The organism is Actinoplanes philippinensis (assembly GCF_900113015.1).
Lineage (GTDB): Bacteria > Actinomycetota > Actinomycetes > Mycobacteriales > Micromonosporaceae > Actinoplanes > Actinoplanes philippinensis.
On the sequence record NZ_FONV01000014.1, the window covers coordinates 44,421 to 61,664 of the forward strand.

The 17,244-nt window shown below is 69.2% G+C and carries 18 protein-coding genes; 15 read left to right on the forward strand and 3 right to left on the reverse strand.

The annotated features are described in order from the left end of the window. Positions 1-74: 74 nt before the first annotated feature. From hemL to ccsB, 6 genes are read left to right on the forward strand one after another with little or no spacing between them, the layout of a single operon-like run. Positions 75-1,418 carry a glutamate-1-semialdehyde 2,1-aminomutase gene (gene hemL / locus BM290_RS33900; RefSeq protein WP_093620021.1) on the forward strand — a complete coding sequence of 448 codons (1,344 nt, stop codon included), beginning with the start codon at positions 75-77 and terminating at the stop codon, positions 1,416-1,418. Continuing rightward, a complete protein-coding gene (locus tag BM290_RS33905; RefSeq protein WP_093620022.1) occupies positions 1,415-2,071 on the forward strand; it encodes a histidine phosphatase family protein in 657 nt (218 codons plus the stop codon). Before hemL ends, BM290_RS33905 begins: the two co-directional genes overlap by 4 nt. Continuing rightward, on the forward strand, positions 2,071-2,631 hold the full coding sequence (locus BM290_RS33910; protein ID WP_093620023.1) for a TlpA disulfide reductase family protein: 561 nt from the start codon (positions 2,071-2,073) through the stop codon (positions 2,629-2,631). The genes BM290_RS33905 and BM290_RS33910 overlap by 1 nt, the downstream gene beginning before the upstream one ends. Then, entirely contained in the window at positions 2,631-3,422 is a 792-nt protein-coding gene (locus tag BM290_RS33915) for a cytochrome c biogenesis CcdA family protein (protein ID WP_093620024.1), read from the forward strand. The genes BM290_RS33910 and BM290_RS33915 overlap by 1 nt, the downstream gene beginning before the upstream one ends. Next, positions 3,419-5,011 carry a cytochrome c biogenesis protein ResB gene (gene resB, locus BM290_RS33920; protein WP_093620025.1) on the forward strand — a complete coding sequence of 531 codons (1,593 nt, stop codon included), beginning with the start codon at positions 3,419-3,421 and terminating at the stop codon, positions 5,009-5,011. Before BM290_RS33915 ends, resB begins: the two co-directional genes overlap by 4 nt. Then, a complete protein-coding gene (ccsB, locus tag BM290_RS33925) occupies positions 5,011-5,949 on the forward strand; it encodes a c-type cytochrome biogenesis protein CcsB (RefSeq protein WP_093620026.1) in 939 nt (312 codons plus the stop codon). Before resB ends, ccsB begins: the two co-directional genes overlap by 1 nt. Here ccsB and BM290_RS33930 read toward each other — a convergent pair. Next, a complete protein-coding gene (locus tag BM290_RS33930) occupies positions 5,946-6,776 on the reverse strand; it encodes a hypothetical protein (RefSeq protein WP_239143925.1) in 831 nt (276 codons plus the stop codon). The two genes, ccsB and BM290_RS33930, sit on opposite strands and share 4 nt — an antisense overlap. Before the next feature lie 74 nt (positions 6,777-6,850). Here BM290_RS33930 and BM290_RS33935 point away from each other — a divergent pair, with 74 nt between their 5' ends. Genes BM290_RS33935 through BM290_RS33955 form a run of 5 tightly spaced genes read left to right on the forward strand, consistent with a single transcriptional unit; the run spans position 6,851 to position 11,499 of the window. Beyond that, positions 6,851-8,311, forward strand: coding sequence for a menaquinone biosynthesis decarboxylase (locus BM290_RS33935; protein WP_093620027.1), 1,461 nt, complete (start codon positions 6,851-6,853; stop codon positions 8,309-8,311). A gap of 47 nt (positions 8,312-8,358) precedes the next feature. Further along, complete coding sequence (gene mqnP, locus BM290_RS33940) at positions 8,359-9,288, forward strand: menaquinone biosynthesis prenyltransferase MqnP (protein WP_239143934.1); 930 nt, start codon at positions 8,359-8,361, stop codon at positions 9,286-9,288. Positions 9,289-9,319: 31 nt separating this feature from the next. Then, positions 9,320-9,832 carry a SigE family RNA polymerase sigma factor gene (locus BM290_RS33945; protein WP_093620028.1) on the forward strand — a complete coding sequence of 171 codons (513 nt, stop codon included), beginning with the start codon at positions 9,320-9,322 and terminating at the stop codon, positions 9,830-9,832. Next, positions 9,816-10,859, forward strand: coding sequence for a hypothetical protein (locus BM290_RS33950; protein ID WP_093620029.1), 1,044 nt, complete (start codon positions 9,816-9,818; stop codon positions 10,857-10,859). The genes BM290_RS33945 and BM290_RS33950 overlap by 17 nt, the downstream gene beginning before the upstream one ends. Positions 10,860-10,875: 16 nt before the next feature. After that, positions 10,876-11,499 carry a UbiX family flavin prenyltransferase gene (locus BM290_RS33955; RefSeq protein WP_093620030.1) on the forward strand — a complete coding sequence of 208 codons (624 nt, stop codon included), beginning with the start codon at positions 10,876-10,878 and terminating at the stop codon, positions 11,497-11,499. On the opposite strand, the gene BM290_RS33960 is transcribed toward BM290_RS33955, so the two are convergent. After that, the gene (locus tag BM290_RS33960) at positions 11,496-11,771 is read right to left on the reverse strand and encodes a BldC family transcriptional regulator (RefSeq protein ID WP_093620031.1); all 276 of its coding nucleotides are present in this window, start codon (positions 11,769-11,771) and stop codon (positions 11,496-11,498) included. The genes BM290_RS33955 and BM290_RS33960 overlap by 4 nt on opposite strands. A 211-nt stretch (positions 11,772-11,982) precedes the next feature. Here BM290_RS33960 and BM290_RS33965 point away from each other — a divergent pair, with 211 nt between their 5' ends. From BM290_RS33965 to BM290_RS33980, 4 genes are all read left to right on the forward strand, one after another. Further along, entirely contained in the window at positions 11,983-12,432 is a 450-nt protein-coding gene (locus tag BM290_RS33965) for an Lrp/AsnC family transcriptional regulator (RefSeq protein WP_093620032.1), read from the forward strand. 8 nt (positions 12,433-12,440) lie between these two features. Then, complete coding sequence (gene cds1, locus BM290_RS33970) at positions 12,441-13,538, forward strand: L-cysteine desulfhydrase Cds1 (RefSeq protein ID WP_093620033.1); 1,098 nt, start codon at positions 12,441-12,443, stop codon at positions 13,536-13,538. A gap of 33 nt (positions 13,539-13,571) precedes the next feature. Beyond that, complete coding sequence (locus BM290_RS33975; protein ID WP_093620034.1) at positions 13,572-14,855, forward strand: hypothetical protein; 1,284 nt, start codon at positions 13,572-13,574, stop codon at positions 14,853-14,855. A gap of 464 nt (positions 14,856-15,319) precedes the next feature. Continuing rightward, positions 15,320-16,564, forward strand: a complete 1,245-nt coding sequence (locus BM290_RS33980; RefSeq protein ID WP_093620035.1) for a hypothetical protein — start codon at positions 15,320-15,322, stop codon at positions 16,562-16,564. On the opposite strand, the gene BM290_RS33985 is transcribed toward BM290_RS33980, so the two are convergent. After that, complete coding sequence (locus BM290_RS33985; RefSeq protein WP_093620036.1) at positions 16,548-17,177, reverse strand: putative glycolipid-binding domain-containing protein; 630 nt, start codon at positions 17,175-17,177, stop codon at positions 16,548-16,550. The two genes, BM290_RS33980 and BM290_RS33985, sit on opposite strands and share 17 nt — an antisense overlap. Positions 17,178-17,244: the final 67 nt, after the last annotated feature.

Here is a 17,244-nt window from a genome sequence, read left to right on the forward strand (position 1 = left end):
ACCAGGCGCTTGACGGCGATCATCCGGTGACGTGAGGAACCCTCTCGCAATACTCGTTCCATGCCGCTGACAGAATGGGGACCGCTGTGACCACGACATATCCCACCGCGGGACTTCCGTACCCGGAGGACGCCCCGGTCTCCCAGGCCCTGTTCGACCGCGCCCAGGCCATCGTGCCCGGCGGGGTGAATTCACCTGTGCGTGCGTTCCGCGCTGTCGGCGGCACACCCCGGTTCATGGCCTCGGGCTCCGGCCCCTGGCTCACCGACGTGGACGGGCGGCGCTATGTCGACCTCGTCTGCTCCTGGGGCCCGCTGATCCACGGCCACGCGCACCCCGCGGTGATCGAGGCGGTGCAGCGGGCCGCGGCCCTGGGCACCAGCTTCGGCACGCCCACGGCCGGTGAGGTCGACCTGGCCGAGGAGATCGTCCGGCGTACGTCGATCGACGAGGTCCGCCTGGTCAACTCGGGCACCGAGGCGACCATGACCGCGATCCGGCTGGCCCGTGGCTACACCGGCCGGTCCAAGGTGGTGAAGTTCGCCGGCTGCTACCACGGCCACGTGGACGCGCTGCTGGCCGCGGCCGGGTCCGGCGTCGCCACGCTGGGGCTGCCCGACTCGCCCGGCGTCACCGGCGCGGCGGCCGGCGAGACGATCGTCCTGCCGTACAACGATGTCGCCGCCGTCGAGGCGGTCTTCGCCGCCGAGGGTGGCGAGATCGCCGCGATCATCACCGAGGCGGCGCCCGGCAACATGGGTGTGATCACCCCGCGTGACGGCTTCAACGAGGCGCTCGCCGAGATCGCCCACCGGCACGGCGCCCTGCTCATCATCGACGAGGTGATGACCGGCTTCCGGGTCTCCGCGGGCGGCTGGGCCGGGCTGCACCCGGTCGACGCCGACCTGTTCACCTTCGGCAAGGTGATGGGTGGCGGTCTGCCCGCCGCGGCCTTCGGCGGCCGCCGGGAGATCATGTCCCGCCTGGCCCCGGCCGGCCCGGTCTATCAGGCCGGCACCCTCTCCGGCAACCCGCTGGCCTGCGCGGCCGGCCTGGCCTCGCTGCGGCTCGCCGACGAGGCCACCTACAAGCGGCTCGACGAGCTGTCCGGCACGATCGGCTCGCTCTGCGCCGACGCGCTGGCCGCTGAGGGAGTGCCACACCGGCTGCAGTACGCCGGCAACATGTTCTCGATCTTCTTCACCGACGCCGAGGTCGTCGACTACGACTCCGCGAAGACGCAGGACGCGGGCGCGTTCAAGGCGTTCTTCCACACCATGCTGGCCAACGGCGTCTACCTGCCGCCGAGCGCCTTCGAGTCGTGGTTCGTGTCGACGGCGATCGACGACGCAGCGCTGGACCAGATCGCCGCCGCGGCGCCGCTCGCGGCCCGAGCCGCCGCGGGGGCCGAATCATGACCGAACCGACCAGGACGACAGTGCACGTGCTGCGGCACGGCGAGGTCCACAACCCGACCAAGATTCTGTACGGCCGCCTGCCCGACTTCCACCTGTCGGAGCTCGGCAACCAGATGGCGAAGGCGGCCGCCGAGGTGCTGGCCGGCCGTGACATCACGCACGTGGTGGCCAGTCCGCTGGAGCGTGCGCAGGAGACGGCCGCCCCGTTCGCCGCGGAGTTCAAACTGGACATCGCCACCGACGTGCGCCTGATCGAGAGCGCCAACTACTTCGAGGGCAAGCGGGTCTCGGTCGGCGACGGCGCGTTCAGCAACCCGCGGCACTGGTGGGTGCTGCGGGACCCGATCACCCCGTCCTGGGGCGAGGCCTACCTGGTGATCGCGCAGCGGATGTTCGCCGCCGTGCAGGCCGCGCGGGTGGCCGCCGAGGGCCACGAGGCGGTCTGCGTCTCGCACCAGCTGCCGATCTGGACGCTGCGACGCTACGTCGAGGGCAAGCGCCTCTGGCACGATCCGCGTAAGCGCGAGTGCGGACTCGCCAGTCTCACGTCGTTCCGCTTCGAGGGGTCCAAGGTGGTCGGCATCGACTATTCGGAGCCCGCCGCCCACCTGGTCGCCATGTCCGCGACGGCCAAGACCGCCAAGGGGGCCTGATGCGTCGCCTCGCCGCCGTCACCGTCGCCGCGGTCACCGCCGCCGGGCTTCTGACCGGCTGCGGCGGCGAGGAGAACTGGGCCAAGAAGTGCTCCACCACGAACATGGTGGTGGAGTGCGCCCCGGAGCAGCGGCCGCTGGTCTCCGACGTCACCGGCGAGCTGCTCGCCGGCGGCACCTACGACCTGGCGAACGACCGCGGCAAGGTGGTCGTGGTCAACTTCTGGGGCTCGTGGTGCGCGCCGTGCCGGGCCGAGGCCGACGACCTGGAGAAGACCTACCAGGCGACCAAGGCCAGGGAGGTGACCTTCCTCGGGGTCAACACCCGCGACGACAAGGACTCGGCGAAGGCGTTCGAGCGCGGCTATCAGGTGACGTACGGGAGTGTCTACGACTTCCGCGGTGAGGTCGGGCTGAAGTTCGACGTCACGCAGAACGCGATCCCGAGCACGCTGATCCTGGACCGGCAGGGCCGGATCGCCGCCGCCATCCGGCGGGCCACCACGGCCGACGAGTTGCAGCCACTGGTCGAGAAGATCGCGGCGGAGGCGACCGGCTGATGGGTGACGCCTTCGAGGGTGTGGTGACCGACGGGCCGATGCTCCTGGCGGTCGGCGCGGCGTTGATCGCCGGGCTCGTCAGCATCTTGTCACCGTGCGTGTTGCCGCTGGTGCCAGGCTACCTCGCGTATGTCACCGGCCTCGCCGGTTCCGACATGGAGGCGGTGATGGGCCGGGGCGGCGCCACGACGAAGACCCGGACACTGGCGCTCAAGAGCCGGGTCCTGGCCGGCAGCGGCCTCTTCGTGCTCGGCTTCATGGTCGTCTTCACGCTGACGGTGGTCCTGGTGTCGAACATCGCGCTCCAGCTCACCAGCCACAAGGAAGTCCTGAACACCGTGGTCGGCGCGGTGATCATCGTGCTCGGCCTCGGCTACCTGGGCTGGATCCCGGGTTTCCAGCGGGAGGCGCGGATCACCAGGCTGCCGGCGGCCGGGCTGGCCGGGGCGCCGGTCTTCGGAGCGATCTTCGCGCTGTCCTGGATCCCGTGCATCGGCCCGACCCTCGGCGCCGTGATGGGCCTGGCGACGACCACCGGCCAGACCGACCGGTCGATCATCCTCGCGATCGCCTTCAGCCTCGGGCTGGGCGTGCCGTTCGTGCTGTTCGGGCTCTTCTTCCGCCGGCTGCTCGGGGTCTTCACGGTGATCCGCCGCAACAGCCGCTGGGTGACCCGGGTCGGCGGCGGGCTGCTGCTCGTCGTCGGGCTGGCACTGGTCACCGGGGCCTGGGACCACTTCCTGATCTGGCTGACGACCGTCGTCGACTTCACGGAGGTGCCGGTGCTGTGACCGTTGTCGAGGACCGGCCCGCCACCGCCGACGCGCCGCCGCCGAAGCGCGCCAACCCGGTGTGGGCACTGCTGCGCAACTCGTGGCGCCAGCTCACCAGCATGCGGACCGCGCTGATCCTGCTCTTCCTGCTCGCGGTCGCGGCCGTGCCCGGCTCGATCTTCCCTCAGCGCGGCGTGAACCGGGAGAACGTCTCCGAGTACTTCACCGAGCACCCGAAACTGGCGCCGGTGCTGGACCGGTTCTTCGCCTTCGACGTCTACTCGTCACCCTGGTTCGCGGCGATCTACCTGCTGCTGTTCACCTCGCTGATCGGCTGCGTCGTACCTCGCCTCCGTGATCATTTTCGGGCGCTCACGACCGTACCGCCGGATGCTCCGAAGCGTCTGGACCGCCTGCCGCACCATGTCGACGGCGGGCGACGGCCGGAGGAACCCGCGGCCGCTGCCGCGGAGATCGCGAAACTGCTGCGTCGCGGCAGGTTCCGGACCCGGGTGCGGGAGACGGCGGACGGCTGGACGGTCGCGGCCGAGAAGGGCTTCCTGAAGGAGACCGGAAACCTGCTCTTCCACTTCGCCATGCTGGCGGTGCTCGTGGGGGTCGGTTTCGGTCAGTGGTACGGCTGGCACGCGAACCGTCTGCTGATCGCCGGCGAGGACCAGGGCTTCTGCAACGCCGTCACGCAGCACGACGAGTCGGTCCTCGGCCCTCGGGTGGACGCCTCCGATCTGCCGAACTTCTGCCTGTGGATGACCGATTTCAGCTCCACCTTCCAGGACAACGGCATCCCCAAGTCGTTCCGGGCGAACGTGCAGGTCAACGAGGACGGCGGCGCCTACCGGCAGACGTCGTTCTCGGTCAACGACCCGCTGCGCCTGGACGGGGCGAACATCAACCTGATCGGCCAGGGATACGCGCCGGTGCTGCGTTACACCGACCGGTTCGGCGCGACCCAGGAGAAGGTGGTCGCGTTCCTGCCCACCGACAACATGCTGACCAGCGAGGGCGTCGTCCAGTTCCCGGACGTCAACATCGACCCGGCCACCAACACCCGCGACCCGAAACTGCAGATGGGCTTCGAGGGCGTCTTCCTGCCGACCGGCGGCGCCGACGGCAGCGCCAAGTCGAAGTATCCGGCGGAGGACAATCCGGTGCTCTACCTGGCCGCCTACCGCGGTGACCTGGGTCTCGACTCCGGCAAACCCGGTTCGGTGTACGCGTTGAATCGTCGCCAGATCCAGGACGGTGACCTGAAGAAGGTCAGCGGCGAGCGGCCGTACGCGCTGCGGCCGGGCGAGAAGTGGACGCTCGACGACGGCACCACGCTGGAGTTCGTCGGCACCCGCCGGTTCGCGACCATCTCCATCCGCCACGACCCGACCCAGTTCCTGATGCTGATCGGCGCGGTGCTCGGTCTGGCCGGGCTGATGCTCTCGCTCGCGGTGCACCGGCGTAGGGTCTGGTTCCGGGTGGTTCCCGCGGAGGGCGGCAGCGCGATCGAGGCCGGCGGCCTGCCCCGCACCGACTATTCAGGTTTCGGCGATGAGTTCGCGGCGCTCACCCGGCACATCAAGGAAGGGACGCCCTGATGGCGGAGTTGTCCAATCAGCTTATGGCGCTGACCGTGCTGGCCTACCTGACCGCCATGGTCTGCTACGCCGGGGAGTATGCGTTCGGCAAGCGCAGCCACATCGGCCGGGCGGCGAGCCGTCAGCTGGTGGGCGCCGGAGCCTCGGTGCCGGACGAGGTGCCGGTCGCCGAGCCGGCGGCCGGCAAGGGCGAGCTGGTCGGCCGTGTCGCCGTCGTGCTCAACCTGATCGGCCTGGCTCTGCACCTCGCCACCACGGCCACCCGGGGGATCGCCGCCGAGCGCATGCCCTGGGGCAACATGTACGAGTACATCCTCTCGGCGACCCTGGTCGGCGCCGCGGTCTGGACCGGCGTGCTGTTGCGTAAGCCGGCCGTGCGTCACCTGGGCCTGTTCGTCTCGCTGATTCTGGTGGTGCTGCTCGGCGCGGCCGCGCTGGTCGCCTACACCCCGGTCGGCCCGCTGGTCCCGGCGCTCAACTCGTACTGGTTCGTCTTCCACGTCTCGACGATCATCATCTCCTCCGGCATCTTCCTGCTCGGGGCGGTGCCGGCCGCGATGTTCCTGATCAAGGACGGGTGGGACGCGGGCAGACGCGGTTTCCCCTACACGCTGGGCCGTCGTGTCGGTGACGCCGGCTCGCTGGAGCGGCTCACCTTCCGCCTGCACGCCTTCGCCTTCCCGCTGTTCACGTTCGGCGCGCTGATCGCCGGGCCGTTGTGGGCCGAGGCGTCCTGGGGCCGTTACTGGGGCTGGGACCCGAAGGAGGTGTGGGCGTTCATCTCGTGGATCGTCTACGCCGCCTACCTGCACGCCCGGGCCACCCCGAGCGTCAAGCGGACCACCGCGACCTGGATCGCGATCATCGGGTTCGTGACGATGCTGATGAACCTGTTCGGCGTCAACCTCTTCTTCGAGGGCCTGCACTCGTACGCCTAGGGCGCGCAGTCCCCGGCGCTCCAGGTGTCGTAACGGGTCTTCCAGTCCAGGCAGAAGCCGCCGCGTGAGGGCGCTGCGGCCTCCGTCTCCACGTCCTCACGCCAGTATCGTGCGGGTCCGCCTCCGGCCGGCCGCAACTGCACGTTGTCCACGGTCACCGTCGGCATGTCGATCTTGGCCTGGCGGGACGCGTCGACGTGCACCTCGACGTACTGCTCGATCCGCGCGCTCGGGCCCAGCGGCAGCCGCTGCTGGGTGAGCAGGTTCCACCGGTTGTTCCACCACAGCCAGGCCCGCCACAGGCCGGTCCGGTCGGTGTTGATGTCCAGCCACACCTGGTCGCCGGGGCGCACCGCGTACTGGTCGTAGAACCGCCACCGGTTGGTGTTGGTGTCGAAGGTGTAGATGTGCTGGCGGCCCGGCGACGCCCAGCCGGTCTCCGACCATCCGGCCTCCAGCCATGCGATCCGCCCGCCGCCCAGGTCCCGTTTCGCCATGAACCGGCCGACCACGAAGTCGTAGGTCTGCGGCCGGATCGAGCCGTCCACCACCGAGAAACGCCCGGACACCCCGCCCCACTCGCCACGCGTACCGGCCCCGAGATGGTGGTAGCCGCTCGGGGTGAACGCGAACTTGTCGGACTCCAGGGCCGGATCGCCGCCCCGGCAGGCGCCCGGGCTGTCCACGGTGGCCGGGCCGGTCGGCGGGGTGGTCGAAGCCGGGCCGGGTACGCCGCAGGCGGGCAGCCGGGCCGTGGAGGACGAGGCCGCCGGGGCGGCGACCGCGAGAGCCGCGGCCAGACCGGTCAGCAGACACCATCGGGTCACGTTCCGCAGCTTCATGAAACGCCCAACGGGACTCCCGGATCTCCAGTGACGGACCCTGGTGCCAGACTGGGGGTATGGCGCCGCGTGGATTCCCCTATGCCGATCTGCAGAGCTTCATCGCAGCCCTCGAGGCCGTGGGTGAGCTGCGACGAGTCACCGTGCCGGTGGATCCGACGCTGGAGATCAGCGAGATCGTGACGCGGACCGTGCGGGCCGGCGGCCCGGCGCTGCTCTTCGAGCGCCCGACCCGGGGCGACATGCCGCTGGTGATCAACCTGTTCGGCACCGAGAAGCGGATGGCCATGGCCCTCGGCGTGGACCGGCTCGACGAGGTCGGCGAGCGGATCGGCGCGCTGGCCAAGCCGGAGCTGCCGGTCGGCTGGTCCGGGATCCGCGAGGGCATCGCCAAGGTGCTGCAGCTCAAGTCGGTCCCGCCGAAGAAGGTGAAGAGCGCCCCCTGCCAGGAGGTCGTGCTCAAGGGTGACCAGGTCGACCTGGGCCTGCTCCCCGGCCTGCAGGTCTGGCCCGGTGACGGCGGCATCTTCCACAACTTCGGGCTCACCCACACCAAGCACCCGGAGACCGGCAAGCGCAACCTCGGCCTCTACCGCCTCCAGCAGCACTCGAAGAACACGCTCGGCATGCACTGGCAGATCCACAAGGACTCGACAGCGCATCACGCGGTGGCGGAGCGGCGAGGCGAGCGACTTCCGGTCGCGATCGCCATCGGTTGCGACCCCGTGGTGACGTACGCCGCAAGCGCCCCCCTGCCGTCCGACATCGACGAATACCTGTTCGCCGGTTTCCTCAAGGGGGAGCGGATCGAGATGGTCGACTGCGTCTCCGTCCCGCTGCAGGTTCCGGCCGAGGCGCAGATCGTGCTGGAGGGCTACCTGGAGCCCGGCGAGCGCCTGCCGGAAGGCCCGTTCGGCGACCACACCGGCTACTACACGCCGGTCGAGCCGTTCCCGGTGCTGCACATCGAGACGATGACGATGCGGAAGAAGCCGATCTACCACTCGATCGTCACGTCGAAGCCGCCGCAGGAGGACCACGGCCTCGGCAAGGCCACCGAGCGGATCTTCCTGCCGCTGGCCAAGATCCTGATCCCGGACATCGTCGACTACGACATGCCGGCCGCCGGCGTCTTCCACAACTGCCTGATCGTGTCGATCCGCAAGCGGTACCCGAAGCACGCGCAGAAGGTGATGAACGCCATCTGGGGCGCCCACCTGCTCTCCCTGACCAAGCTTGTCGTGGTGGTCGACGAGGACTGTGACGTCCACGACTACAACGACGTGGCCTTCCGGGCCTTCGGCAACGTCGACTACGCCCGCGACCTGCTGCTCACCGAGGGCCCGGTGGATCATCTCGACCACTCGTCGTACCAGCAGTTCTGGGGTGGGAAAGCGGGTGTCGACGCCACCCGTAAGCTGCCGTCCGAGGGCTACACCCGGGGCTGGCCGGAAGAGATGACCATGTCTCCCGAGGTGGTCAGCCTGGTCGACAAGCGGTGGAAGGAATACGGGCTGTGACCGCTCTTCAGGAGCCCGGCAAGGTCAAGGCGTTCCTGCGGCTGGTGATGATCGAGCACTCGATCTTCGCGCTGCCGTTCGCCTACCTCTCCGCGCTGATCGCGATGGCGCAGCCGGCCGGTGACGTGACCACCGACGGCCGGGTCATCCTCGACCTGCCGTCCGGCACGCCGGTCAGCTCCGGCGTGCACTGGATGGACCTGCTGCTGGTCACGGTCGCCATGGTGTCCGGGCGGACCTTCGCGATGGCGGCCAACCGGATCCTCGACCGCAAGATCGACGCGCTGAACCCCCGCACCCAGAACCGGGAGCTGGTCACCGGCGCGGTCAGTCTGCGGACCGCCTGGACCGGCGCGGGCATCTCCCTGGTGCTCCTGATCGTGGCGGCCGGGCTGCTCAACCCGCTCTGTCTGCTGCTGTCGCCGCTGGCCGTGGTTCCGCTGATCATCTACCCGTACGCGAAGCGGTTCACGAACTTCCCGCACTACGTGCTGGCGCTGGCCCAGGCGGTCGCCCCGGTCGGTGCGTGGCTCGCGGTCACCGGCACGTTCGCCGGCTCCTGGCCGGCCTGGGTGCTCGGCGCCGCGGTCGGCCTGTGGATCGGTGGGTTCGACATCATCTACGCCTGCCAGGACATCGAGGTGGACCGGAGGATCGGTGTGCACTCCACCCCGGCCCGATTCGGCGTCCGGACCGCCCTGCACATCTCCACGGTCACGCATGTGGTCTGTTTCGCGCTCTTCGCGTGGTTCGGTCATCTCGTCGGTCTCGGCCTCTTCTGGTGGATCGGCCTGCTGATCACCGGCGCCGGTCTGGTCTACCAGCACGTCGTGGTGACGCCGAACGACCTCTCCAAGATCAACCGAGCGTTCTTCACGGCGAACGGGTTCATCGCGATCGCCCTCTTCCTCTTCGCCCTCGTCGAGTTGATCGTCGACGGACGTTTCGTTTCGTTGTTCCTCGTCGCCCCGATGTAACCGGTCGCGCCACCGCCTCCGTCTTACCGCCGTGAGCGATAGAGAGGCCGGATTCCGCGAGTTCGTCGCCGCGCGCATGGAGCCGTTACGGGGGCTCGCGTATCTGACCTGCGGCGACTGGCAGGTGGCCGAGGACGCGGTGCTGTCCGCCCTGGCCAAGCTGTACGTGAAGTGGAACCGGGTGGACAACCCGGAGGCGTACGCGCGGACCGCCGTGGTGCGGGCCGCCATCGACGAGACCAGGCGCCCGTGGTGGCGCCGCGAACAGGCCCGTAGCCACGCCATGCCGGACTCGGCGCTGTCCGACGACGCCACGGGGGCGATCGACGAGCGGTTACGGCTACGGCAGGCGTTGAGCGGGTTGCCGGCCCGGCAGCGCGCGGTGCTGGTGCTCCGCTTCCTGGAAGGGCTCAGCGTCCAGCAGACGGCGGCGGCCCTGCGATGCCCGGAAGGCACCGTGAAGGTCTACACCGCGCGTGGTCTCGGCGCGCTCCGCCAGATCCTCGGCACCGAGTTGGAGGCCGGTCATGAAGCAGCTGTCTGATCTGTTGCGGGAGGCGAAGGCGAACCCACCGGCGGCCCGCTACGGCGTCGATCAGGTGGTCGCGGCCGGGCGTCGTCGCCGTCGTCGGCGGAACGGCGGATGGGCGGTCGCGGCGGCGGTGGCGGTGGCCGTGATGATCGGTGTGCCACAGGTCATCACCCGCGCCGGCGGCCGGCCTCCGGTCCCGGCCGCGCCGGCCCCGGTCACGACGTACACGTTCCGCGGCTACACGGTCGACGGGTACGTGGTGAAGGACCCGTTCATCCTCGACGTCGGTGCGGTGGTGGCCGGCGTCGGGCGAAGCGGGGCCGGCGAGAAGTCGAGTGTCGGATCTCTCACGGTCTATCGGCCCGGTGTCGCACCGGAACATCCGCTGACCGGCCTGGCCGCCGCCGAACCGATGGCCGGGCGTACCGCCTTCTACCGCACGGTCGACCACCAGAAGATCCTCACCTGGGAGTACGCCGCCGAGGCGTATGCCGAACTGGCGACCCCCGAGGGCGAGGTCAGCAAGGCGGACGCCTATCGGATCGCCTCCCGTCTGGTCATGGGCGGCGGGGCGGAGCCGAGGATCGCGCTCCGGGTCGGGTATGTGCCGGACGGCTATCGCGTGATGGAGACGTGGAGCAGTCCCGGCGAGGTCACCCGGTTCGTCAGGTCGATGACGAACATCATGCTCGCGCCCGCCGCCTCGCAGAAGGCGCTGTTGACGAACCCCGGCCGCATGTTCAACCGCAACGGCAGCGCCCCGGAGGGCGAGCAGAGGTTTCACGACCAGCTCGTGATCGGGCTCTACCCGGCGGGCCGGACACGCGAGCAGATGCCGCCGGAGCCCTGCGATGAGAAGTCCTGCATGCGTGTGCTGGACGACGACGTCAGCATGCTCATCGTCGGCGGCGATCTGCCGATCGAGGAGATCCGCAAGGTGTACGAGTCGGTCACGGTCGTCAGCGACTTCACCGACGATGCCGGGTGGTATCCGTTGAGCGCGGCGGTCCCGCCCTCGGCGCGGCTGGTCGTCGAGTAGCGGCACACTTGACCACATGCGTGAACCATGGATCGTCGGCGTCTCCGGAGCCTCAGGAACCCCCTATGCCAAGGCGGTTCTGACCGCCCTGCTGGACGCCGGCGAGTCCGTCGATCTCGTGATCTCCCGGGCCGCCCGGCTGACGCTGCTGGACGAGACCGGAGCGACGGTACGGGACGCGCACTGGAAGGACGACGTCGGCGCCTGGCTCGGCCGGGACCTCGGCGATCTGGCCTACTGGCCCGCCGGGGATCTGGCTGCCGGCCCCAGTTCCGGGTCCTACCCAGCACGTGGGATGGCGGTGGTTCCGGCCAGCACCGCGGCGTGTGCCGGGATAGCCGTCGGATTGTCGAAGGACCTGCTGCAGCGAGCGGCCGAAGTGAATCTGAAGGAGCGCCGGCGGACCGTGGTCGTGCCACGGGAGACACCGGTCACCCGCAGTCACCTGGAGCATCTGATCGGCCTGCACGACGCCGGTGCCGTGGTGCTGCCGGCCAGCCCCGGATTCTACGGATCCGGGGCCGGCGCGACAGCACAACAACTGATCGACTTCGTGGCCGGAAAGGTGTTGGACGCTTTGGGCGTACCACACACGCTTTTTCGCAGATGGACCGGTGAATTGGGCGAGAGGAACGCTTAGCGCAAGCCGTTGGGCGGGCCGAAGCCCGACCCGGGATTGCTCGGACCGTTGTTCCGCGGCTTGTTCGCGGCGTCGTCCTCGCGCATCTCCTCGATCACGCCATCGCCCTCGAGCAATGCGCGAACTTCTGACTCACGGAATCGGCGGTGTCCACCCGGAGTACGGATACTGCCGATGCGCCCGGCGGCGGCCCAGCGTGTGACCGTTTTAGGGTCGACGCGGAACAACGCGGCCACCTCCCCCGGTGTCAGCAGACGATCTCCAGTGTCCACAACCCCCTCCTCGGTTTGGTTTCTGGAGCGGCCGTGGTCACGGAGAGTGTCGGCGTGCTCGATCGGGACGTAAAGTCATTAGAGCACCGCCCCCGAACCAAGTCCGTGAAATGCGGAAAAAGCCCCGATTGCGACAGTGGTCATTATCCTGCCGCCCATTCGCCGCTACCGGGCGTGAAGGCGTGAGCGCCACCCGATTAGGGTTTCAAGCATGGACTCCATCGACCTCAGGCTGATCGACCTGCTACGGGAGAACGCGCGCTCGTCGTACGCCGAACTCGCCCGCAAGGTCGGGCTCTCCGCCCCCGCCGTGCACGAGCGTGTGGGTAAGCTCGAGACCGCCGGAACCATCCGCGGCTACCGGGCCGACGTCGATCACGAGGCGATCGGGCTGGGCGTCACCGCGCTCATCGGCATCATCGAGGACTCCGGTGCCGACACCGACGACGTCCTCGCCGCGGTCCGAGCCATGCCCGAGGTGGAGAGCTGCTATTTCATGGCTGGCGTCGAGTCCTATCAGCTCACCGTGCGAGTCGGCACGATCGCCGAGCTGGAGCAGTTGATCGTGCGAATAAACCGGACACCCGGGGTCGCCTCGACCCGGACCGCGATCGCGCTCTCCACCAAGTGGGAGAACCGTCCGCAGCCCGGTCTGGGCTGAGGCCGGGGATGGACCTCACCAAGCTCGACCGCTCGGACAACGTGGCCCGGGACTGGGCGCGCGACGCGATCGCCCTGGTCGAGGCGGATGCCAACCGCTCCGCCGACACCCACCTGCTGCCGTACCCTCTGCCGATCTCCTGGGGCATCGACCTCTATCTCAAGGACGAGTCGTCGCACCCCACCGGCTCGCTCAAGCACCGCCTGGCCCGGTCGCTGTTCCTGTACGCGCTGTGCAACGGCTGGATCGGCCCGCAGACCACCGTCGTCGAGGCGTCCTCCGGGTCGACAGCGGTCAGTGAGGCGTATTTCGCCCGCATGCTCGGCCTGCCGTTCATCGCCGTGATGCCGGCCGCCACGTCGCCGGAGAAGATCTCGCTGATCGAGTTCCAGGGTGGTCGATGTCACCTGGTGACCGACGCCACCCAGGTGGTGCCGGAGGCCCGGCGACTCGCCGCCGACCTGGGCGGGCACTTCATGGACCAGTTCACCTACGCCGAGCGGGCCACCGACTGGCGTGGCAACAACAACATCGCCGAGTCCATCCACAGCCAGCTCGCCCTGGAACGGCACCCGGTCCCGGCATGGATCGTGGTCGGCGCCGGCACCGGCGGCACCAGCGCCACCATCGGCCGGTACGCGAGATACCGCCGCCTGGACACCAGAGTCTGCGTCGTCGACCCCGAGGGGTCCGCGTTCTGGCAGGCTTACATCGCCGGTGACTGGGCCACCGTGACCGGCCGGGGTTCACGCATCGAAGGGATCGGCCGGCCCCGGGTCGAACCGTCGTTCCTGCCGTCGGTGGTGGACCGCATGATCCACGTGCCGGACGCCGCCTCGCTCGCCGCCATGCGGGCCGGGTCGGCGACACTGGGCCGGCGCCTCGGCGGGTCGACCGGCACCAACCTGTGGGGCGCGTTCCGGCTGATCGCCGAGATGCGCGCGGCCGGGCGTACCGGATCGGTGGTGACGCTGATCTGTGACGGCGGCGAGCGCTACGCCGACACCTACTACTCCGACGACTGGGTGGCCGCCCAGGGGCTCGAATTGTCCCCTTACTCCGGGGTGATTGAGCGATTCATGGACGGCGGCGACTGGCCGGGCTGACATGCATCGACGCACCATGATTAGATCCGGCTCGTGGAGGACGACCTCGATCATCGATCGAGCTGGGACTGGGTGGCGCGTGCCTTCGGGGCCTTCGGTGTGTTGCTGCTGGCCGTCTCCGCCGCCGCCGTGGTCTTCTGGCCCCAGCCCCGCCAGGCCAGACCGGCCACCGCGGCGCCGGCCGTCCTCGACCTGCCCGCCCTGCTCGAACGAGAGGTCCAGTCGGTCCTCCGGGGCCAGGTCGATGCCCTGCTCAACGGTGACGAGAAGGGCTGGCTGACCCCGGTCGACATCGTGGCGCAGAGCCGTTACCGGGCCATCTACCGCAATCTGCGCAAGCTGGAGATCAGGCGGGCCGACTACGGTGTGGAGATCCGCGAGCCGAGCACCGAGAGCACGGTCCACGCCCGCGTCATGATCAGTTACTGCCTCGGCGGCGCGACCTGCCCGGCCTGGGTCGACCGGGTCGACGAGGGCGCCCCGAAACTCCTCTACGACCTGACCCTGACCCGGCGCCGGGACGACTACGTGGTCACGAAGATCGCCGACGTCGAGGACGGGAACTATCTGCAGCCCACCCCGTGGGAAAATGTCGAGCTCCGGTTCGCCCGCGGCAAACGGGTCGTCGTCGCCGGCCCGCCCGGACAGGCGAAGAACCTGCGGAGGGTGCTGGCCGCCGCCGAGAAGGCCGCCACCGTCGTCGACCGCTTCAGCAGCGAGCCGCCGGGGCGCTACCGGATCTACCTCGCCGACGACAAATCATGGAAACGGTGGTACGGCGGACAGCTCTCCACCTGGGTCGTCGGATACCACCTCGCCCTGAACCAGACCGGCAGCGACATCGTCCTCAAGGCGAGCCAGGTGCTCGAATCCGACCGCCAGCTCGCCCTCACCGTCCAGCACGAGATGGCACACGCGGTCACCATGGTTCCGTCGTACAACCGGGATCCGGACGACGACCTGTGGCTGATCGAAGGGGTCGCCGACTACATCGGGTTCTTCCCCGGCAAACCACAGAACACCGAGAGCCGGTACGCGTTGCGCAACTGGGTCGACGAGCGCGGCGCCCTCAGGTCGATCGTCCGGCCGGCTCTCACCGAGAAGTCCGACGACCTGACGGTCAGCACGCTCTACGCCACCGGGCACTACGCGGTCGGCTGCCTGGTCGACGGCTACGGCAGGGCGCGGATGCTTGACTTCGTCAAGCGGGTCGTCCGGGACGGTCAGGAGCTCGATCCCGCCGCCCGAACCTCCTTCGGGAAGCCCTTCAAAACCGTCGACAAGGCGTGCGTCAGCTGGATCACACAACGGATCTGACCGCCGGCCGGTATTGGGATAGAGCCGGGTCGAACCTCGTGGTTAGATCCTCGATCATGGATGAGACGCCCGCGTCGATGCCGTCGTCCGGGCCGTCGCCCGAGCCGCCGTCATCACCCTCTTCAGCAGCCCCCGTGCCCAAGCCCGCGGCGACCCCTTCACCCACGTCTTCTCCTGTGGACGAGCCCTCTTCTGTTCCCGCTGACGAGCCCACGTCTTCTCCTGTGGACGAGTCTGCGGCTGCGCCGGTGGTCGAGTCTGCGGCTGCGCCGGTGGTCGAGTCTGCGCCCGCGGTCGAGTCTGCGGCTGCGCCCGTCGTTGAGCCCGCGCCTCTCGTCGCGGCTGTACCCCCGTCATTTCTCGCGGCCGCGCCGGACTCTTCGGCGCCACCCGCGCCCGATGCCTTCGCAACGCCGACTCCGGCGCCGCGGAAGACCTCGGCACTGCTTGCCGGCCTGACCGCCGTGGTGTTGGCCGCGGGTGTCGGCGCGGTCGTCTTCTGGCCGGATCGCCAGGAGCCGGCCACCGCCACTCCGGCGCCGTCGGTCTCGATGTCGCCGTCGGCCTCGGCAACCCCGCTCACTCCGTTGCAGCAGGCCGAGGTGGCCCTCGCCGGCCAGGTCCAGGCGTTGCTGAAGGGCGACGAGGCGGGCTGGCTGGCGCCGGTCGACGCGAAACTGCGGTCGCGATACCGGACGATCTTCCAGAATCTGCGGGCGCTCGAACTCACCTCCGCCGACCTGACGATCGAAGGTCAGCCGAAGATGACCGGCGCCGTGATGAAGATCCGCGTCGACCTCAACTACTGCTTCAGCGGCGTGGAGTGTCCCGCTCACCGCTCCGACCCGGGGGCAGGCGCCCCTATGATGATCAACACACTCACCCTGACACCCCGTGACGGTTCCTACGTGATCACCGGGATGGCCGCCTCCGGGGTAAAGAACTATCTCCAGCCGACCCCGTGGGAGTCGTCGGTGCTGACCGTGGCGCGCGGGCAGCGAGTGATCGTGGCCGGTCCGAAATCGCAGGCCAAGAACATCAGCAGGGTCCTGCCGCTGGCCGAGAAGGCCGCCGCCGTCGCCGACCGGTACGGCACCCGGCTGCGCAACGAGCAGAAGAAGTACCGGGTCTACCTCGCCGACGACAAGAGCTGGCGGACCTGGTACGACGGATCCGCCCCGCCGTGGTCCGTCGCTTACCACCTGCCGCTCAACGGCGTCGGCAGTGACATCGTGGTGAAGTCCGGTGAGGTGATGTCCGTCGGCGACGCACAGGTCACCGAGATCATCCAGCACGAGATGGGCCACGCCGTCACCCTGAACGACACCCGGAACTGGGACGACGAGGACGACCTGTGGCTGATCGAGGGCGTCGCCGAATACATCGGTTACCAGCCCCGCAAGCCGCAGAACAGCTACAGCCGTGACGCGCTGCGCTACGTCCAGTCCCGCAAGGGGCCCATCAAGACGATCGCTCTGCCGCCGCTCAGCGCCAAATCCGACGACCTGACCGTCACCCGGCTCTACGCCACCGGCCATTTCGCGGTGGGCTGCCTGGCGGAGAAGTTCGGCGAGGAGAAGATGTTCAACTTCGTCGCACTGGTGCTGCGCGAAGGAGTGGAACCCCGATTCGCCTCCGAGGCCGCCCTCGGCAAACCTTTCAAGACGGTCGACAAGGCCTGCGTCAGCTGGATCAAGCAGAAGCTGTGACCCGGCGGGCCAGGCCCGGCCGGTCCGTCACGAGGCCGTCACCGTCGAAGATCAGGTCGACGCTGGCGGTCTCGTCGGCGAATCGCACCCGCCCGTCGCCCAGCGGCGTGTAGATCTGGTCCGCCTGCACCACCTCCAGGCTCGGCAGCAGAACCCACGCCACGCTCAGCCGGTGCGACACACCCGCCTCCGACCCGAGCAGGCCCAGCCGGCGGACCGGCAGAGTGGCGGACAACGCCGACCCGCCGAGGCCGACATCGAACGCGCCATACAGCAGATCGGGATCGGCGCATCCGGGTAGCCCGGCCCGCGCGTGACCGCTTCTGGTCAGTTCGGCATCGAGATCGCCCTGTTCAGAACCGGTCACCCGCCAGCGGCCCGCCGCCAGCTCCAGCCGCACGCCGCGCGCCCAGCCGGCACCCTCCGTACGCGCGTCCAACCGAACGGTCGCCCCATCCGGCCCGGTGCGCACCTCGTAGTGGCAGGCGAACGGAACCGGCACGGCGGCCAGCAGAGTGCCCCGCGCATAGAGGCCGTCGCGCGTCTCCAGCAGGGCATGCTCGGCACCGGGAACGTCGCTGCGCTCCCAGAACACCACGTTCGGCAACGGCATGCCGGTAACCTACCTGATTTCCACCATTTTGTACGGCCTACACCAGTCCCGAAGCCACCGCGCGACG

Coding starts and splice junctions, on each gene's coding strand:
- hemL (WP_093620021.1), top strand. CDS start 75: ATGGGGACCGCTGTGACCACGACATATCCCACCGCGGGACTTCCGTAC.
- BM290_RS33905 (WP_093620022.1), top strand. CDS start 1,415: ATGACCGAACCGACCAGGACGACAGTGCACGTGCTGCGGCACGGCGAG.
- BM290_RS33910 (WP_093620023.1), top strand. CDS start 2,071: ATGCGTCGCCTCGCCGCCGTCACCGTCGCCGCGGTCACCGCCGCCGGG.
- BM290_RS33915 (WP_093620024.1), top strand. CDS start 2,631: ATGGGTGACGCCTTCGAGGGTGTGGTGACCGACGGGCCGATGCTCCTG.
- ccsB (WP_093620026.1), top strand. CDS start 5,011: ATGGCGGAGTTGTCCAATCAGCTTATGGCGCTGACCGTGCTGGCCTAC.
- BM290_RS33935 (WP_093620027.1), top strand. CDS start 6,851: ATGGCGCCGCGTGGATTCCCCTATGCCGATCTGCAGAGCTTCATCGCA.
- mqnP (WP_239143934.1), top strand. CDS start 8,359: ATGATCGAGCACTCGATCTTCGCGCTGCCGTTCGCCTACCTCTCCGCG.
- BM290_RS33950 (WP_093620029.1), top strand. CDS start 9,816: ATGAAGCAGCTGTCTGATCTGTTGCGGGAGGCGAAGGCGAACCCACCG.
- BM290_RS33955 (WP_093620030.1), top strand. CDS start 10,876: ATGCGTGAACCATGGATCGTCGGCGTCTCCGGAGCCTCAGGAACCCCC.
- BM290_RS33965 (WP_093620032.1), top strand. CDS start 11,983: ATGGACTCCATCGACCTCAGGCTGATCGACCTGCTACGGGAGAACGCG.
- cds1 (WP_093620033.1), top strand. CDS start 12,441: ATGGACCTCACCAAGCTCGACCGCTCGGACAACGTGGCCCGGGACTGG.
- BM290_RS33985 (WP_093620036.1), bottom strand. CDS start 17,177: ATGCCGTTGCCGAACGTGGTGTTCTGGGAGCGCAGCGACGTTCCCGGT.